We start from the raw sequence: 16,271 nt of genomic DNA, 5'->3' as shown, positions 1-16,271 counted from the left end.
GAGCGATGGCTTCCCCACCCCGCATCGTGCGTGCCGCGGCGATCCAGATCGCGCCCGACTTCGACCGCCCCGACGGCACGCTCGAGCGGGTGTGCAGCGCCATCGACGAGGCCGCAGCCAAGGGCGCGCAGCTCGCGGTCTTCCCCGAGACCTTCGTGCCCTACTACCCCTACTTCAGCTTCGTGCTGCCGCCGGTGCTGCAGGGTGCGCCGCACCTGCGGCTGGTGGAGCGCGCGGTGGTGGTGCCCGGCCCCGTCACGCAGGCGGTGGCCGAGCGGGCCCGCGCGCGCCACATGGTGGTGGTGCTCGGCGTGAACGAGCGCGACCACGGCAGCCTCTACAACACGCAGCTGGTGTTCGACGCCGACGGCACGCTCGCGCTCAAGCGCCGCAAGATCACGCCCACGTACCACGAGCGCATGGTCTGGGGCATGGGCGACGGCGCGGGCCTGAAGGTGGTCGACACCGCCGTCGGCCGCGTCGGCGCGCTGGCCTGCTGGGAGCACTACAACCCGCTCGCGCGCTACGCCCTGATGGCGCAGCACGAAGAGATCCATTGCGCGCAGTTTCCCGGCTCGCTGGTCGGGCCGATCTTCGCGGAGCAGATGGAAGTGACCATCCGCCACCACGCGCTGGAGTCGGGCTGCTTCGTGGTGAACGCCACCGGCTGGCTCAGCGACGAGCAGATCCGCAGCGTCACGCCCGACGCCCAACTGCAGAAGGCGCTGCGCGGCGGCTGCCACACGGCCATCGTCTCGCCCGAGGGCAAGCACCTCGCGCCGCCGCTCACCGAGGGCGAAGGCATGGTCATCGCCGACCTCGACATGGCGCTCATCGCCAAGCGCAAGCGAATGATGGATTCGGTCGGCCACTACGCGCGGCCCGAACTGCTGTCGCTCGCCATCAACGACCGGCCGGCGCAGACCACCGTGCCGATGCACCTCACGCAACCCCACACCTCACCGCTTACACCACGGAGCACCGACCATGACCACCACGACAACGATGCCACCCGCGAGCCGGCAGCTGATGACCGAGCTCCAGTCCTTCGGGTTGCGGCTGGTTGACCCGTCGGCCGGTGTGTCGAGCCGGCGCGGCGGCGCGGGCCCGTCCGACCACAAGGCCGTGACCGTCGACGGCCACACGATCATGGTGCCGGTGCACACCTCCACCGCGTGGCACTCGCCCTTCACCGCCGAGGCGCCCGACGCGCACGGCATGAGCCGCGTGATGCGCGGCAGCATTCCCATTGCGAGCATCAGCTTTCCGAAGCAGCCGCGCTTCTACGCCATGCAGACCTTCGACGGCGTGCCCTACTCGCACATCGCCACGCTGCACGGCAGCGACGTGCTCGCCACCACCGTGCTGCAGACCTGCATCCGCTACGAGAGCCGCAAGAAGAGCTGCAAGTTCTGCGCAATCGGCCAGTCGCTCGCGGCCGGGCGCACCGTCGCGCGCAAGACGCCCGAGCAACTGGCCGAGGTGGCGCGCGCCGCCGTGCTGCTCGACGGCGTGAAGCACATGGTGATGACCACCGGCACGCCCAACGCCACCGACCGCGGCGCGGCCGTGCTGTGCGAGAGCGCTTTCGCCATCAAGGCCGCGGTCGACATCCCCATCCAGGGCCAGTGCGAGCCGCCCGACGACGACCAGTGGTTCCACCGCATGAAGGCCGCGGGCATCGACACGCTGGGCATGCACCTGGAAGTGGTCACGCCCGCGGTGCGCGAACGCATCATGCCGGGCAAGGCCAGCGTGCCCGTGTCGCGCTACATGAGCGCCTTCGAGGCGGCCGTGGGCGTGTTCGGGCGCGGGCAGGTCAGCACCTACATATTGGCCGGGCTGGGCGACACGCGCGAAGCGATTCTGGACACCTGCGACCAGTTGCTGGCGCGCGGCGTGTACCCCTTCGTCGTGCCCTTCGTTCCGATCAGCGGCACGCCGCTCGAAGACCACCCCGCGCCCACGCCCGACTTCATGAAGTCGCTGCTGGCGCCGCTGGGCGAGCGCGTGGTGGCGGCGGGCCTGCGCTCGGCCGACATCAAGGCCGGCTGCGGCAAGTGCGGCGCCTGCTCGTCGCTGTCGATCTACGAAAAAGAAAGCGAAAGCTGACCATGCTGTGCATCGACGACCTCTGCGAAATGGCGGACGCCTACGCGCCCGTCGAATACCTGGTGCGCGAAGCCGCGCAACAGTGGGAGCGCGACGAAGCCATGGCGCTGCGCCGCGCGGTGTTCTGCATCGAGCAGGGCATCTTCGCGCGTGACGACCGCGATGCCATCGACGACCATGCCCGGCTGCTGGTGGCCATGTCGTGCAACGCCGGCATGCCCGACCAGGTGGTGGGCACGGTGCGCATCCACCGCGGCGAGGCGGAGGACGAATGGTGGGGTTCGCGGCTGGCGGTGCACCCCGCGTTCCGCAGCCAGGGGCACCTGGGCGCCACGCTGATCCGGCTGGCCGTGTCGCGCGCCAACGCGCTGGGCTGCGAGACCTTCCTGGCGCAAGTGCAGATGCAGAACGTGCCGCTGTTCAGGAAGCTCGGCTGGCGGATGCTCGAAGAGACCCGCGTGCATGGCCGACCGCATGCGCGCATGCAGGCCGACCTGGCCTGGTACCCGCCCTGCCACGACCCGGTGAGCGGCTTCGTCACGCGCGCGAAGGTGATGGCATGACCGATGTTCACGGCGTCCATGCCATTGCCGAGGCCCTGCGCGCCACGCGCGGCTTCGCCCACAAGCGCGACATCAGCGACGTGGTGGCCGCGCTCGGCCGCTCGCTGCCCGGCGGCCATGCCGCGCTGGCGCAGGCCGTGCCCATCGGCGACGACTGCGCGGCCATTCCCGACGGCCACGGCGGCTACCTGCTGTTCGCCATCGAAGGGCTGGTGGAAGACTTCATCGTGCGCATGCCCTGGTTCGCGGGCTACTGCGGCGTGATGGTCAACGTGAGCGACATCTACGCCATGGGCGGGCGCCCCACAGCCGTGGTCGACGCGCTGTGGAGCAGCGGCATGAGCCCGGCCGACGACGTGTTGCGCGGCCTGGCCGAAGCCGCGGTGCGCTACGGCGTGCCCATCGTGGGCGGGCACAGCAACAACCGCAGCGAGCGGCCGCAGTTGGCCGTGGCCATCCTGGGCCATGCGCGCCGGCTGCTCACCAGTTTCGACGCGCAACCCGGCCACCTGCTCGTGATGGCGGCCGACCTTCGCGGCGCCTATGAGGAGCCCTTTCCCTACTGGAACGCCTCCACCCGCGCGCCCGCCGCGCGGCTGCGCGCCGACCTCGAGCTGCTGCCCTCGCTCGCCGAAGACGGCCTGTGCGGCGCCGGCAAGGACATCAGCATGGCCGGCGCCGTGGGCACGGCCCTGATGCTACTCGAATGCTCGGGCGTGGGCGCGCGCATCGACCTCGACGCGCTGCCCAGGCCCGACGGCGTGCCGCTGATGCGCTGGCTCTCGTCGTTCCCCAGCTACGGCTTCGTGCTGAGCGTGGCGCCCGCGCAGGTGGCATCGGTGCTGGCGCGCTTCGCCGCGCGCGACATCGCCTGCGCCGTGGTCGGCGAGGTCGACGCCACGCGGCAGGTGCGCTTGCGCGCCAACGGCGAAGAAGCGCTGCTGTGGGACTTCGGCAGCGACGCTTTCATCCAGCCGCCCGGCCTGCAATCGGAGGCCGCCCCATGCCCGTGACGCACTTCCGCGTGCGCTGGCCCGACGCCAGCGAAACCCGCTGCTACTCGCCCTCCAGCGTGGTGCGTGAGCACCTCGTGCCCGGCGAGCCCTATGCCCTCGGCGAATTCATGCGGCACGCACGCGAGGCATTGGGCCTGGCCTCCGAACGCGTGCGCGCGAAGTACGGCTTTGCCTGCTCGCAGGCGATGGACCAGCTCGCGGAAATCGAACACATCGCTGCGCGCTTCGCGGAAACCGCGGACGCGCAGGTCACCGTCGTCGCCTTCGACTGACGTCCCCCACCTCCAGAAGAGAGAAAGAAGCACCCCATGTCACACCCCTACGGCGGACGCAGCCACTACAGCGTCGTCATCGTCGGCGGCGGCCAGGCCGGCCTGTCGCTGAGCCACTGCCTGCAGCAGCGCGGCATCGACCACCTGGTGATCGAGAAGCGCAGCCTCGTGCACAGCTGGCGCACGCAGCGCTGGGACTCGTTCTGCCTCGTCACGCCCAACTGGCAGTGCCAGCTGCCGGGCTGGGGCTACACGGGCAACGATCCGCACGGCTTCATGGTGAAGGAGCAGATCAACGAATGGCTCGCGGGCTTCGTCGGCCATGTGAAGCCGCCGGCCATCGAGGGCGTGACGGTGGAGCGCGTCTCGCGCGCGCCAAGTGCGCCAAGTGCGCCCGGTGCCGGCGAGCGCGACCGCTTCAACGTGCAGACCGACACCGGCCTCTACACCGCCGACCAGGTGGTGGTGGCCTCGGGCGGCTACCACCGCCCCATCGTGCCGCGCCTGGCCGAGAAGCTGCCCGCGCACGTGGCGCAGTTCCATTCGGCGCAGTACCGCAACGCGGCGCAGCTGCCCGAGGGCGCGGTGCTGGTGGTGGGCTGCGGCCAGTCGGGCGCGCAGATCGCCGAAGACCTGCACCTGGCCGGGCGCAAGGTGCACCTGGCCACGGGCCATGCGCCGCGCTGCGCGCGCTTCTACCGCGGCCGCGAAGTGGTCGACTGGCTGGCCGACATGAAGTACTACGACATGCCCGTCACCGAGCACCCGCTGCGCGAAGGCGTGCGCGACAACACCAACCACTACGTGACCGGCCGCGACGGCGGGCGCGACATCGACCTGCGCCGCTTCGCGCTCGAAGGCATGGCGTTGTATGGGCTGCTGAACGGGTTCGACAACGGCAACTTCGAGCTGCAGCCCAACCTGCGCGACAACCTCGACGCGGCGGACGACACCTACAACCGCATCAACAAGTCGATCGACCGGCACATTGCGGCGCAAGGCATCGAAGCGCCGCCGCCTTCGGTCTACACGCCGGTGTGGGAACCGCGGGAAGAGCGCACGCGGCTCGACCTCGCGGCGGCCGGCATCACCAGCGTGGTGTGGTGCATCGGCTTCTCGCCGGATTTCGCGTGGGTCGATGCGCCGGTGTTCAACGGGCGCGGCGCGCCGGTGCACCTGCGCGGCGTGACGAACGAGCCGGGGCTCTACTTCCTGGGCCTGCCCTGGCTGCACACCTGGGGGTCGGGCCGTTTCTCGGGCGTGGCGCGCGACGCGGAGTTCCTGGCGCAAGCCATCGCGCAAAGAAAAGAGGGGTTGCGCAGCGCCAGCGATCTTGGCGGCAGCGTCACGGCCGAACCGTTGCCGGCCCTGCGCGCCGCCTAGCCGCGGCAAGCGCGGCAGGCTTCGGGGCCTCGGGACTTCAGGCCTGCGCCTCGGTCAGCGCCTGCGCCGCCACCACCGCCTCGGTGCGGTTGCGCACGTTCAGCGCACGGAAGATCGCGGCCAGGTGGATCTTCACGGTGCCTTCGCTGATGCCCAGGCTGCGCCCGATCAGCTTGTTGGGCTTGCCCTGCGACAGCAGCTGCAGCACCTCGACCTGGCGCTCGGTCAGCACGTTGCGCAGGTGCTCCAGCGTCTGGCCGCTACCCGAGCCACCGCCGCCGTTCCCGCCGCGCGCGAAGGCCTCGGTCGCCGCCTGCTGCGACACGCCGGCCACGATGCCCGGCGGCAGCGCCGTGAGCATCATCGGCGGCACGTACACGCCGCCGGCCAGCACCAGCCGCACGGCGGACAGCATCACCTCGGGTGAATAGGCCTTGGGAATGAAGCCCAGCACGCCGCGCTCGAGCGCGCTGCGCATGATGGCGGGGTCTTCGTAGCCCGACAGCACGATGACCGGTACCGCCGGATGGCGGCGGCGGATGTCGTCGATGTGGGCCTGCCCGTCGGCGCCGGGCATGTTCAGGTCGATCAGGGCCAGGTCGAGGTCGTCGGTTGCCCCGGCAAGCAATTCGTCGACGCTCATCGCCAGAACGAATTCGATGCCAGGCTCCAGCTCCGACAACTTGGCTTTGACCGCCTCGATGACGAGCCTGTGGTCGTCGGCGATCAGGATTTTCATGGCATTTCCCCGTGTCCCAGCATGCAGAGATCTTTGCAGACGCTGAAGATAACGGCGAATGCCCGGCGCAGCAAGACCGCCGGCCCTACCAACGGCATAGACCCCAAGCGGTATGGCGCACGGCGGCCCTTCGGGAAGAATGAACCACCACTCGAAGGAACCGGGGACATGGGCATGTGCCATCGCTGCAGACGCCGGTGCAAGGCATCCTTCGCAACGCACGACTGAGCGGGCCCGCCCATGGCCCATCTTTTCGACCACTTCTGCGCCCTCGTCTCGTTCGGCCTTGCGCTGGACGCGTCGATCGCGGCCGGCGAACCGATGCTCGCGCACGAGGCGGCCCAGCAGCAGGCGCGCCGGCTGCTGGACGGCGCGCGCGCCGCCGCCGACGCCGAGGGCACGCCCGCGGCGCAGGTCGAGTCGGCCGCCTTCGCCATGGTGGCGTGGATCGACGAGATCCTGGCGCGCCACCCGCGCGCCAACGGCACCCCGGCGCTGCAGGTGCAGCTCTTCAACTCGAACAACGCGCACAGCGAGTTCTTCCACCACCTCTCGGCGCTGGGCCCCGAGGACGACGACGTGCGCGAGGTCTACTGGCACGCGCTGGCGCTCGGCTTCAAGGGCCAGTACTACTTCGAGGAAGGCGACCAGGGCGAACTCGGCAAGCTGAAGGACCTGCACGGCCAGCAGCTGCGGATGCACCCGCTGCCGCTGGCCACGCTCGCGCAGGACCGCATCACGCCGCAGCCCTACGGCGTGGCCGACCCGCGCGGCCCCAACGACACGCGCCGGCGCGACCGCACCCTGCTGCGCAGCAGCGCCGCGCTGGCGCTCACGCTGCCGCTGCTGTACCTGCTGTGGCTGTGGTCGACCGGCCCGCCGGCGGTGGCCACGGGCCTGGGCCAGCGCGTGGAGCAGCACCTGCAGAGCTTCGCCTGCGCCGACCTTTCCGCGGCGGTGGAGCCCGACGGCCGCACCCGCGTGAGCGGCTACGTCTCGGTGCCCGGCGACCTGCCGCGCGTGGAGCGCGAGGTGAGCGCCATGCCCGGCGTGCGCTCGCCGCGCTTCGACATCGGCCTGCGCGTGTGGCCGCATTGCGAGGTGTTCTCCATCCTCAAGCCCTACCAGGCACGCAACGTCGAGAAGGCCTACGGCCTCGACGTGGACGCGCCCTCCGCGCACGACGGCAAGCTGCGCGAGGGCGACACCGTGCGCGTGCAGGTGGTGGCGCCGCGTCACGACAGCTACATCTGGGTCGACTACTACACGGCCGACGGTTCCGTGATGCACCTCAACCCCGGCCCGGCGCCGCTCGCGCTGCGCGCCGGCCAGTCGCTGGAGCTGGGCCGCGACATTCCTTCGAGCTGGCTGGTGAGCCCGCCCTTCGGCAGCGTGCTGATCACGGTGCTGTCGGCGCCGATGCCGTTCAGCGAAACCTCCAACCGGCCGCCCTTCGAGCTGGCCTCGGCCTACCTGCTGCGCCTGCGCGAGGCGCTGGCGGCCAGCAAGAACAGCGAGCGGCTGATCGCCGACTTCGTGTTCTTCGAAACGACGCCGCGCTGACATGACCGCCCTGCTCTCCCCCGCCCACCGCTTCTGGCTGCTGCTGTCGCTGTGCGTGCTCGGCTTCGGCCTGCTGTACGCGGTGGTGCGCGACGCCGGCTGCGGCGCGCGCCGGCGCGGGCTGGTGCGGCGCATCGCGGCCATGGGCGCACCGCCGGCCGAGGCCGACCAGGCGGCGGTCGACGCCCTGCGCGACGGCATGTCGCAGGCGCAGCAGACCCTGCGCCGCACCTTGCGCTCGAAGTCCGCGGCCCTGGTGCCGTGGTTCCTCTTCTTCGGCGGCACGCAGGCCCGCGTGCCGGCGCTGCTCGCCACGGCACGGGGCGAGCGGGCGCCGGCCGGCGACGACGCCGGTGCGCATGCCGCCGCCTCGGGCGATCCGTTCGGCGGCGCCTGGTGGCACTGGTGGCTGACCGGCGCGGCCATGGCCGTGGAAACCCATCCGGGCCTGGCGGGCGACACCGGCGGCACGCCCGCCATGCGCGGGCTGTGGCTGCAGTCGCTGCTTGCGCTGGCCGAGCGGCGCAACCGCCTGCCGCTCAACGGCCTGGTGGTGTGCGTGGGCGCGCACGAGCTGCTGCACGACGACGCCACCGAGCTCCGGCCGAAGGCCGCGCGCCTGCGCCACCTGCTCGACGAAACCAGCGACACGCTGCGCCTGCAGCTGCCCACCTACCTGGTGGTGACCGGGCTGGAGCAGCTCGCGGGCTATGCGGTGCTGCGCGGCGCACTCGCGCCCGAGGTGCTGGCACAGGCCATCGGGCACCGGTTGACCGACCCGTCGGCCTTCATCGAGACGCCGGCGGGCGCGCGCTTCGACGCGGTGTTCGAGCCCATCGTGCAGCAGCTGCACGGCCTGCGCATGGCGCTGCTGCGCGAGCAGCCCAGCGCGGCGGCGCGGCTGGCCGTTCATTCGTTCGTGGAAGATGTGCGCGCGCTGCAGCCGGGCCTGCGGCAGTTCGCCGAGGTGCTGTTCGAAAGCCACGGCAAGGGCACGCGCATGCCGCGCTGGCGCGGCCTCTACCTCACGGCCTCCGCGTCGCAGGCGCACGCAGACGATGCGGCCGACAGCGGCGGTGCCTTCGTGAGCGACCTGTTCGGTCACTTCCTGCCGGCCGACCAGCCGCTGGTGCGGCCGGGGCGGCCCTCTTCCGCCACGTCGAGCGCGCCAAGCACGCAACTCGCGCCGCTGTGACACGGGCTGGCACGCGCTGGCACGCGCCGGCACGCGCGCGCCGCGCAGGCTACTTGCTGTCGATGCGGATCTGCCTGGCGCCGAAGGCCACATCGAGCGTGTGCGCCTTGCCCGTGGTCACGGGGCGCACCTCGCGCCAGCGCGCGCGGTCGAGGTCGCGAAACGCCGCCATCACGCCGATGGCCTTGGCGTCGGGCGGCAGGTTGAACTCGAGCTTCTTGCTCTCGCCGGGCCGCAGCAGCACTTCTTCGCGCTGCACGAGTTCGGCGCCGAGCGTGGCCTGGTCCTTCTCGAACAGCGAGAAGAAATCAGCGCCCTCGAACGGACCGGGCGATTTCAGCGCATACACGCGCACCGTGAGCGGCGAGGCGCGCCCGCGCGCGTCGGGGTTGGCGTCGGCGCCCGCCGTGAGGTTCACCGACACCGTGGTGACCACGGGCTTGGCCGCGCAGCCCGCGATCAGGAGACCCGCTGCAGCAAGGCCAAGAACGGCGATGCGGCGCCGCGTGGCAGCGCCAAGGAAGCCTTCATAGGACGAATGGTGTGTACCCAGCGTGCGCATGCTATTCCCTTCGTTGCATTGACCGGTTCAGGTGCTTCTTTGATTATCACCAGCCAACTCGAACAGGCAACATGCTGACCAACGAACTTGCAGCCACACTGCTCGCGCCCATCGGCGAGGCCTCGCCATGCGGGGACGATCTCGAATACGACGCGGACTTCACGGCCCTCGTCGCCGCTGCGCAAGGCAAGCCCGAGCAGCAGTTCGGCGACACCGTGATCCCCGCGGTCGAGCCCGAGTGGCGCGAGGTGGGCGAGCAGGCCGAATCCATCCTCCGGCGCAGCAAGGACGTGCGCGCCGCCGTGCTGCTGCTGCGCGCATCGGCACGCACGCAGGGCGTGATGGGCTTCGCCGCCGGGCTCCAGTTGCTCAACGGATTGCTCGACACGTTTTGGGAAGGCATACATCCAAAGCTCGATGCCGACGACGGCAACGACCCGACGATGCGCCTGAACGCGCTCGCGCCGCTGACCGACGAGGCCATGGGCCTGCGCGACCTGTACGAGGCGCAGGTCGGCATCGCGCGCGGCGTGGGCCCGATCCGCGTGCGCGACATCGCCATTGCGCACAACGCGCTCACGGCCGTCGGCGGCGAAGCCACCTATTCGATGGCGCAGGTGCACGGCGGCCTCGAGGCGATCCAGGCCGAGCGGCCCGAGGCCATCCAGGCCGCCGTCGGCATGCCCGCGCTGATCGACCGGTTGCACAAGCTCATCGTCGAGCGCACAGGCCGTGCCGATGCCGTCGACCTCGACCCGTTGCGCGCCATCGGCCGCGTGCTGCACAAGGCCAGCGCGGCGGCCAGCGGCGCACCGGCCGATGCAACCGCCGAAGCCGGTGACGACGCAGGCGCCGACGCGCAATCCGCAGGCACGTCCGGCGCACGCCCCGCCGCGCTGCGCGGCGAGATCCAGAACCGCCAGGACGCCGTGCAGATGCTCGACCGCGTGATCCGCTACCTCGAGCAGGCCGAGCCGGGCAACCCCGCGCCGCTGCTGATCGAGCGCGCCAAGAAGCTCATCGGCGTGAGCTTCCTCGAGATCATGGCCAACCTCGCGCCCAACGCGATGGACACGATCGAGACGGTCACGGGCCGCCGCCCGTCCGAATAGCGCCCGCACCCTTTCCAGACCAACGCATCCGTTCGCCATCCACACCGCAAGGAGCACCCTCATGGCCAAGAGCAGTCAGAAATTCATCGCCCGCAACCGGGCGCCCCGGGTCCAGATCGAGTACGACGTGGAGCTCTACGGGGCCGAGAAGAAGGTGCAGCTGCCCTTCGTGATGGGCGTGCTGGCCGACCTGTCGGGCAAGCCGGCCGACCCGCTCGCAGCGGTGGCCGAGCGCAAGTTCCTGGAGATCGACGTCGACAACTTCGACTCGCGCATGAAGGCCATGAAGCCGCGCGCGGCGTTCGCGGTGGAGAACTCGCTCACCGGCGAAGGCGACCTGAAGGTCGAGCTCACCTTCGAGAACATGGAAGACTTTTCGCCCGCCGCCGTGGCCCGCAAGGTGGGCGCGCTCAACAAGCTGCTGGAAGCGCGCACGCAGCTGTCGAACCTGGTGACCTACATGGACGGCAAGGGCGGCGCCGAAGAACTGCTGGCCAAGGTGCTCGAAGACCCGGCCCTGCTGCAGACGCTGGCCGCCAGCAAGAAGCCCGAGGACGGCAGCGCGCCGGCCGCCTGATCGCCAGATCGCCAGATCGCCTGACCCCCCATTCGCCTGAACCACCGGTACACGAGGAGTAACCCACCATGGCCGAAGCACTCGAACAGAGCGCGCTGAAAGATGTCGCGTACGCGGGCAGCGACTTTTCGTCGCTGCTGCAAAAGGAATTCAAGCCGCGCAGCGACGAAGCCAAGAGCGCCGTCGAAGCCGCGGTGCTCACGCTGGCGCAGCAGGCGCTGAGCAACAGCACCGTCATCGGCAAGGACGTGACCAAGTCGATCCAGGCCATGATCGCCGCGATCGACGCCAAGCTCACCGACCAGGTGAACAAGATCATTCACCACCCCGACTACCAGAAGCTCGAGAGTGCATGGCGCGGCCTGCACTACATGGTGAACAACACCGAGACCGACGAGCACCTGAAGATCCGGGTGATGGACATCTCGAAGGTGGAGCTGGCCAAGAACCTGAAGAAGTTCAAGGGCGCGGCCTGGGACCAGAGCCCGATGTTCAAGAAGATCTACGAGCAGGAGTACGGCCAGTTCGGCGGCGAGCCCTTCGGCGCGCTGGTGGGCGACTACCACTTCGACCAGAGCCCGCCCGACGTGGAACTGCTCGGCGAGATGGCCAAGATCGCGGCCTCTGCGCACGCGCCCTTCATCACCGGCGCCAGCCCCAACCTGATGCAGATGGAGTCGTGGCAGGAGCTCGCGAACCCGCGCGACCTGACCAAGATCTTCCTCACGCCCGAGTACGCCGGCTGGCGCTCGCTGCGCGAATCGGACGACGCCAAGTACCTGGGCCTGTGCATGCCGCGCTTCCTGGCGCGCACGCCCTACGGCGCCAACACCAACCCGGTGGAGGAGTTCGACTTCGAGGAAGACACCGCCGGCGCCGACCACGGCAAGTACGCCTGGGCCAACGCGGCCTACGCCATGGCCACCAACATCAACCGCTCGTACAAGCTGTACGGCTGGGGTTCGCGCATTCGCGGCATCGAGTCGGGCGGCGCGGTGGAGAACCTGCCGCTGCACACCTTCCCGAGCGACGACGGCGGCGTGGACCAGAAGTGCCCCACCGAGATCGCCATCAGCGACCGGCGCGAGGCCGAGCTGTCCAAGGCCGGCCTGCTGTCGCTCATCCACCGCAAGAACTCCGACTTCGCGGCCTTCATCGGCGCGCAGTCGCTGCACAAGCCGGCCGAGTACGACGACCCCGACGCCACGGCCAACGCCAACCTGGCCGCGCGCCTGCCCTACCTGTTCGCCTGCAACCGCTTTGCGCACTACCTGAAGTGCATCGTGCGCGACAAGGTCGGCAGCTTCAAGGAGCGCGAGGAAATGCAGCGCTGGCTCAACAAATGGATCATGAACTACGTGGACGGCGACCCCGTCAACTCGTCGGAGACCACCAAGGCGCAGAAGCCGCTGGCCGCCGCCGAGGTGGTGGTGGAGGAGGTCGAGGGCAACCCCGGCTACTACACCTCCAAGTTCTTCCTGCGCCCGCACTACCAGCTCGAAGGCCTCACGGTCTCGCTGCGGCTGGTGTCGAAGCTGCCGTCCGCCAAGGGCGGCAAGTAAGCGGCGCGCAGGCAGCCGGCAAGACAGCAGATTTTTTCGGAAGACATGCCGCGAATCCTTTGAAACCCGCGCGGCGTCTTCGTTCTAGAGACAGCCGGCGACAGGACGTCGCCCGGCACCCACAGGCAAGAGTCCGGGCAGGCCCGGAGCGCTTTTTCAACCACCCGGCCGCATCGCAAGGCCATCCAGGAGAAAGAACATGATCGACTGCCATTTCAAGATCGACGGCGTCAAGGGCGAAGCCGCGCACAAGGACCACAAGGACGAGATCGAGCTCATGAGCTGGAGCTGGAACGTGCACAACGCCACCTGCACGGTCGGCGGCGGTTCGTCGGTCGGCAAGGGCTCGCCCGGCATGGTCACCCTGACGAAGAAGTTCGACAGCTCCTCGCCCACGCTGGCCAAGGCCTGCGCCAACGGCAAGCACTTCGACAAGGCCACGCTCGTGATGGCCAAGTCGGGCGAAGGCCAGCAGACCTTCATGACCGTGACCTTCAAGGAAGTGCGCATTGCCGACTTCAACGTGAGCGCGGCGCAAGGCGGCGAAGTGCACGAGAGCGTGGCCGTGTCCTACGGCGACATCGAGATCGCCTACAAGCCGCAGAAGGCCGACGGCACCATGGGCGGCGACATCAAGTTCGGCTGGGACACGCGCTCGACCGAGACGCGCTGAACGCACGGTGGCAGCAGCCACCGCTGCGGCATCTTCACACCACCCAGGTCCCGGCGACGTGCCGGCCCGGACGTGGTGTGGAACCCGGCCCGCACGAAGAAGGCGGCGGTTCGCACACGGCCGGCGAGGCTCGCCGCCGTCGCTGCCCTCACGCCTTCACCTTCTTCTGCTTCCCTGGCCTCAAGGAGAACACACCATGGCCGACATCTCGCCCGCCATCGCCACGCTGATGACCGTGCTGAAGGACGAGTTCCCCGGCGTCAAGCTGGACGCGGGCAACAACATCCAGCCCGGCACGCGGCACACCTCCGGCATCGCGCTGGACATCATGCTGAACTACAAGAAGGACGCCGACGCGCGCATCGGCCGGCGCATCATGGCCGGCCTGGTGAAGAACTTCGACGCCATGCAGTGGTCGGCGTTCATCTTCACCGTGCGCAACGCAACCACCAACTCCCCGGTGCACTTCTGGGTGCGCGGCGCCGACGGCACCGGCTACGGCGGGCGCAAGCTCGAGGCCGGCAAGTACACCGCCGACACCCGCCACGAAGACCACATCCACATCGACTGGGTGAACTTCAGCATGAAGAACACCGGCGCGACCTACGCCGTCAACCCGTACAGGCAGCCGCCGTCGTCGCAGCTCACGGGCTTCGAGGCCGCGCTCAAGATCTTCCTGAAGACCGCGACCGACGCGCAGGTCGACACCATCCTGGACGGCATGTTCGCCAGCCTGCCCGTGAACGCCCCCAAGACACCCACGCCCGCATGGGCACGCGGATGGTGGCGCGTGCAGCAGGAAGGCCAGACCTACTACTACCTGATCGACGACACGAGCGGGGCGAGCTGGACCTACACGCGCCCCATGTCGCAGAACACGCCCATGAGCAACCGGCAGAACGGCGGCAGCTGCACCTTCGGCAACGCCGGCGACATGAAGATCAGCTGGGCGCCGCTCACCTCGAACGTGGGCACCGTCGAAACCTTCAAGGGCCCCGGCAATGCGTTGACCGGCAGCTCCAACCGCGGCGGCGCACTCAGCGCAGTAAAGGTCTGACCATGAGCAACACAGGCATGACGGCATTTTGCGGAACCGAGGGCTGCCGCACGTTCGACAGCCTCGGCAGTTCCGCCGGCACCGTGCTGGGGCTGAGCGCCGCGGTCGGTTCCGCCGCGCGCTGCCGCAACACGCCGGCCGACGTGCGCAAGGTGCAGACGGCGCTCAACCGTTTCACGCCCCTCGAAGGCGGCCCCAGCCCCGCGCTGGTGGTGGACGGCAAGTTCGGGCCGCTGACCCTGAAGGGCATCACCGGCTTCCAGAAAAAGCACTTCGGCCTCGAAGGCGCCGACGGCGTGGTCGACCCCGACAAGCGCACCGACAAGGCGCTGTGCACCGCCGCGGGCACCTACGCCGACCTGCCCGCCGAGATGCAGAAGCACCGCGCACGCGCGATGCACATCATCAACCTGGCGCGCATGTCGGTCGACCGCGCGCGCTACTTCAAGACCGGCAAGCCCAACACCTGGGGCATCGGCAAGTCCGACTGGGAAAAGGCCGCGAAGCACTTCCAGATCGACAAGTTCCCGGGGGCCAGCGGCTGGAGCACCGCGCTGGGCTTTGTCGACAGCATCTACCTCAACATGCAGACGGCGCTCGGCTACGTGCCACGCGGGCTGGTGCTGGCAACGGACGAGCCGCTCGGCAGCAACGAAGGCGCCTACGCCTTCACTTTCTCCGGCGGCTACGACCTTTCGCAACGCAACCTGAAATGGAACGGCATGCCCCGCGGCAGCATCTACCTGTGCGCGCGCATGCAGAACCTCGACAGCGACGCCTTTTCCTATGTGCTGATCCACGAGACGGCGCACTACGTCGGCCCGATCGCGGAGACGCAGAACAGCATCACCGACTACGGCTACGCGCACCGCAAGGACGGCAAGTACCAGAAGCTGCTGCCCTGGCAGCGCACGCACAACGCCGATTGCTACGCGCAGCACGCCTTCGATGCGGCCGGCATCCCGTTCGACCTGAACGCGCACCTGCTGGTGAGCGCCTGACGCGCGGCACCTGACGCCTGCGGCGGGTGCCGGGGTTCAGTCGCCCGGCGTCGGCTCGGCCATCGGCTCCATCAGCCGCGTCGCGTCGGCGTCCTCGTCGATCACCCACAGCGTGAGCGCCGTGTAGTTGTCGTGGCCTGGCTTGGCGTTGGCCTTCACCTGCGCGTCGATCAGCTCGGTCCACTGGCTGGGCGTGCGCGAGGCGTGCAGCGTGTCGATCAGGCGCTCGTCGCCCAGCGGCTCCCACACGCCGTCGCTGCACAGCAGCAGCACGTCGCCGGGCAGCAGGCGCATGCGGTCGGACACCGCGATGTCGGGCGCCTCCTCGATGGAGCCGAGCGCCGACAGCAGCATGTTGCGTTGCGGATGCAGCCGCGCGCCCTCTTCGTCGAGCATGCCGCCGGCCACCATCTGCTGCACCAGGCTGTGGTCGGTGGTGCGCGCCACGATGGCGCCGCCACGGAACAGGTAGGCGCGGCTGTCGCCGCTGTGCACCCAGGCCAGCGCCTGGCTCTCCAGGTCGATGGCCGCGAACACCACCGTCGAGCGCATGCCCGCGAGCTTGCCGCCTTCGGCCTGGCGCGCCACCACGTCGAGGTTGGCCTGCTCCACCAGCCGGCGCAGCGTGGGCTCGTCCAGCCCCGGCGCGGCCGAGAAGCCGCCCAGCATGCTGCTGCGCGCGGTGGCCGCGGCCACGTCGCCGCCGCCGTGGCCGCCCGCGCCGTCGGCCACCAGGCAGGCGACGTAGCGCTCGTCGTGCCAGTGGCCGTGCACGTCCTCGTTGTAGGTGCGGCCGCCCTGCCGGGAGAGCGTGACGATTTCGATTTCCAAGCGGGGTGCCTCTCGCGTGTGCAGGTGCTGCTGCTGTTGTTGCCGTCGTTGCC

17 protein-coding genes are annotated in these 16,271 nt (G+C 69.6%); 14 read left to right on the top strand and 3 right to left on the bottom strand.

Translation table 11 applies throughout. The features are described from left to right. The first annotated feature begins 5 nt into the window (after positions 1–5). The 6 genes from BM004_RS16455 to BM004_RS16430 are packed head-to-tail and all read left to right on the top strand — an operon-like array spanning position 6 to position 5,346. Positions 6–1,067, top strand: coding sequence for a Nit6803 family nitrilase (locus tag BM004_RS16455; RefSeq protein WP_093214920.1), 1,062 nt, complete (start codon positions 6–8; stop codon positions 1,065–1,067). Next, complete coding sequence (locus BM004_RS16450; protein ID WP_093214917.1) at positions 1,030–2,112, top strand: MSMEG_0568 family radical SAM protein; 1,083 nt, start codon at positions 1,030–1,032, stop codon at positions 2,110–2,112. The genes BM004_RS16455 and BM004_RS16450 overlap by 38 nt, the downstream gene beginning before the upstream one ends. A gap of 2 nt (positions 2,113–2,114) precedes the next feature. Then, positions 2,115–2,675, top strand: coding sequence for an MSMEG_0567/Sll0786 family nitrogen starvation N-acetyltransferase (locus BM004_RS16445; RefSeq protein ID WP_093214913.1), 561 nt, complete (start codon positions 2,115–2,117; stop codon positions 2,673–2,675). Then, a complete protein-coding gene (locus BM004_RS16440) occupies positions 2,672–3,688 on the top strand; it encodes a sll0787 family AIR synthase-like protein (protein ID WP_093214910.1) in 1,017 nt (338 codons plus the stop codon). The genes BM004_RS16445 and BM004_RS16440 overlap by 4 nt, the downstream gene beginning before the upstream one ends. Continuing rightward, entirely contained in the window at positions 3,679–3,963 is a 285-nt protein-coding gene (locus tag BM004_RS16435; RefSeq protein WP_093126922.1) for an MSMEG_0570 family nitrogen starvation response protein, read from the top strand. The genes BM004_RS16440 and BM004_RS16435 overlap by 10 nt, the downstream gene beginning before the upstream one ends. Before the next feature lie 36 nt (positions 3,964–3,999). Continuing rightward, positions 4,000–5,346 carry an MSMEG_0569 family flavin-dependent oxidoreductase gene (locus tag BM004_RS16430; RefSeq protein WP_093214907.1) on the top strand — a complete coding sequence of 449 codons (1,347 nt, stop codon included), beginning with the start codon at positions 4,000–4,002 and terminating at the stop codon, positions 5,344–5,346. A 37-nt stretch (positions 5,347–5,383) separates the two neighbouring features. On the opposite strand, the gene BM004_RS16425 is transcribed toward BM004_RS16430, so the two are convergent. After that, positions 5,384–6,085, bottom strand: a complete 702-nt coding sequence (locus tag BM004_RS16425) for a response regulator transcription factor (protein ID WP_093126924.1) — start codon at positions 6,083–6,085, stop codon at positions 5,384–5,386. 240 nt (positions 6,086–6,325) lie between these two features. On the opposite strand from BM004_RS16425, the gene BM004_RS16420 reads away from it, so the two are divergent. Together BM004_RS16420 and BM004_RS16415 are read left to right on the top strand one after the other, a co-directional pair. Further along, the gene (locus BM004_RS16420; protein WP_093214905.1) at positions 6,326–7,648 is read left to right on the top strand and encodes a DotU family type IV/VI secretion system protein; all 1,323 of its coding nucleotides are present in this window, start codon (positions 6,326–6,328) and stop codon (positions 7,646–7,648) included. A 1-nt stretch (position 7,649) separates the two neighbouring features. Continuing rightward, positions 7,650–8,843, top strand: a complete 1,194-nt coding sequence (locus BM004_RS16415; RefSeq protein ID WP_093214903.1) for a type VI secretion system protein — start codon at positions 7,650–7,652, stop codon at positions 8,841–8,843. Between the two features lie 49 nt (positions 8,844–8,892). Here BM004_RS16415 and tssJ read toward each other — a convergent pair whose 3' ends face one another. After that, positions 8,893–9,405, bottom strand: coding sequence for a type VI secretion system lipoprotein TssJ (gene tssJ, locus BM004_RS16410; protein WP_093126932.1), 513 nt, complete (start codon positions 9,403–9,405; stop codon positions 8,893–8,895). Positions 9,406–9,476: 71 nt separating this feature from the next. Here tssJ and tssA point away from each other — a divergent pair, with 71 nt between their 5' ends. From tssA to BM004_RS16385, 6 genes are all read left to right on the top strand, one after another. After that, positions 9,477–10,517 carry a type VI secretion system protein TssA gene (gene tssA, locus BM004_RS16405; RefSeq protein WP_093126934.1) on the top strand — a complete coding sequence of 347 codons (1,041 nt, stop codon included), beginning with the start codon at positions 9,477–9,479 and terminating at the stop codon, positions 10,515–10,517. 61 nt (positions 10,518–10,578) lie between these two features. Further along, positions 10,579–11,094, top strand: a complete 516-nt coding sequence (gene tssB / locus BM004_RS16400; RefSeq protein ID WP_093126937.1) for a type VI secretion system contractile sheath small subunit — start codon at positions 10,579–10,581, stop codon at positions 11,092–11,094. A 68-nt stretch (positions 11,095–11,162) separates the two neighbouring features. Then, entirely contained in the window at positions 11,163–12,656 is a 1,494-nt protein-coding gene (tssC, locus tag BM004_RS16395) for a type VI secretion system contractile sheath large subunit (protein ID WP_093126939.1), read from the top strand. Between the two features lie 199 nt (positions 12,657–12,855). Continuing rightward, positions 12,856–13,329 carry an Hcp family type VI secretion system effector gene (locus BM004_RS16390; RefSeq protein WP_093126941.1) on the top strand — a complete coding sequence of 158 codons (474 nt, stop codon included), beginning with the start codon at positions 12,856–12,858 and terminating at the stop codon, positions 13,327–13,329. Between the two features lie 196 nt (positions 13,330–13,525). After that, positions 13,526–14,386: a hypothetical protein gene (locus BM004_RS41440; RefSeq protein WP_177206742.1), complete on the top strand. Its 861-nt coding sequence runs from the start codon at positions 13,526–13,528 to the stop codon at positions 14,384–14,386. A gap of 2 nt (positions 14,387–14,388) precedes the next feature. Then, the gene (locus tag BM004_RS16385) at positions 14,389–15,387 is read left to right on the top strand and encodes a peptidoglycan-binding domain-containing protein (protein ID WP_177206743.1); all 999 of its coding nucleotides are present in this window, start codon (positions 14,389–14,391) and stop codon (positions 15,385–15,387) included. Positions 15,388–15,423: 36 nt separating this feature from the next. Here BM004_RS16385 and BM004_RS16380 read toward each other — a convergent pair whose 3' ends face one another. Further along, a complete protein-coding gene (locus tag BM004_RS16380) occupies positions 15,424–16,218 on the bottom strand; it encodes a PP2C family protein-serine/threonine phosphatase (protein WP_093214896.1) in 795 nt (264 codons plus the stop codon). Between the last annotated feature and the right edge of the window lie 53 nt (positions 16,219–16,271).

This window comes from Variovorax sp. OK212 (assembly GCF_900112425.1).
GTDB lineage: Bacteria > Pseudomonadota > Gammaproteobacteria > Burkholderiales > Burkholderiaceae_C > Variovorax.
This window is presented reverse-complemented; position numbering and strand designations above follow the sequence as displayed.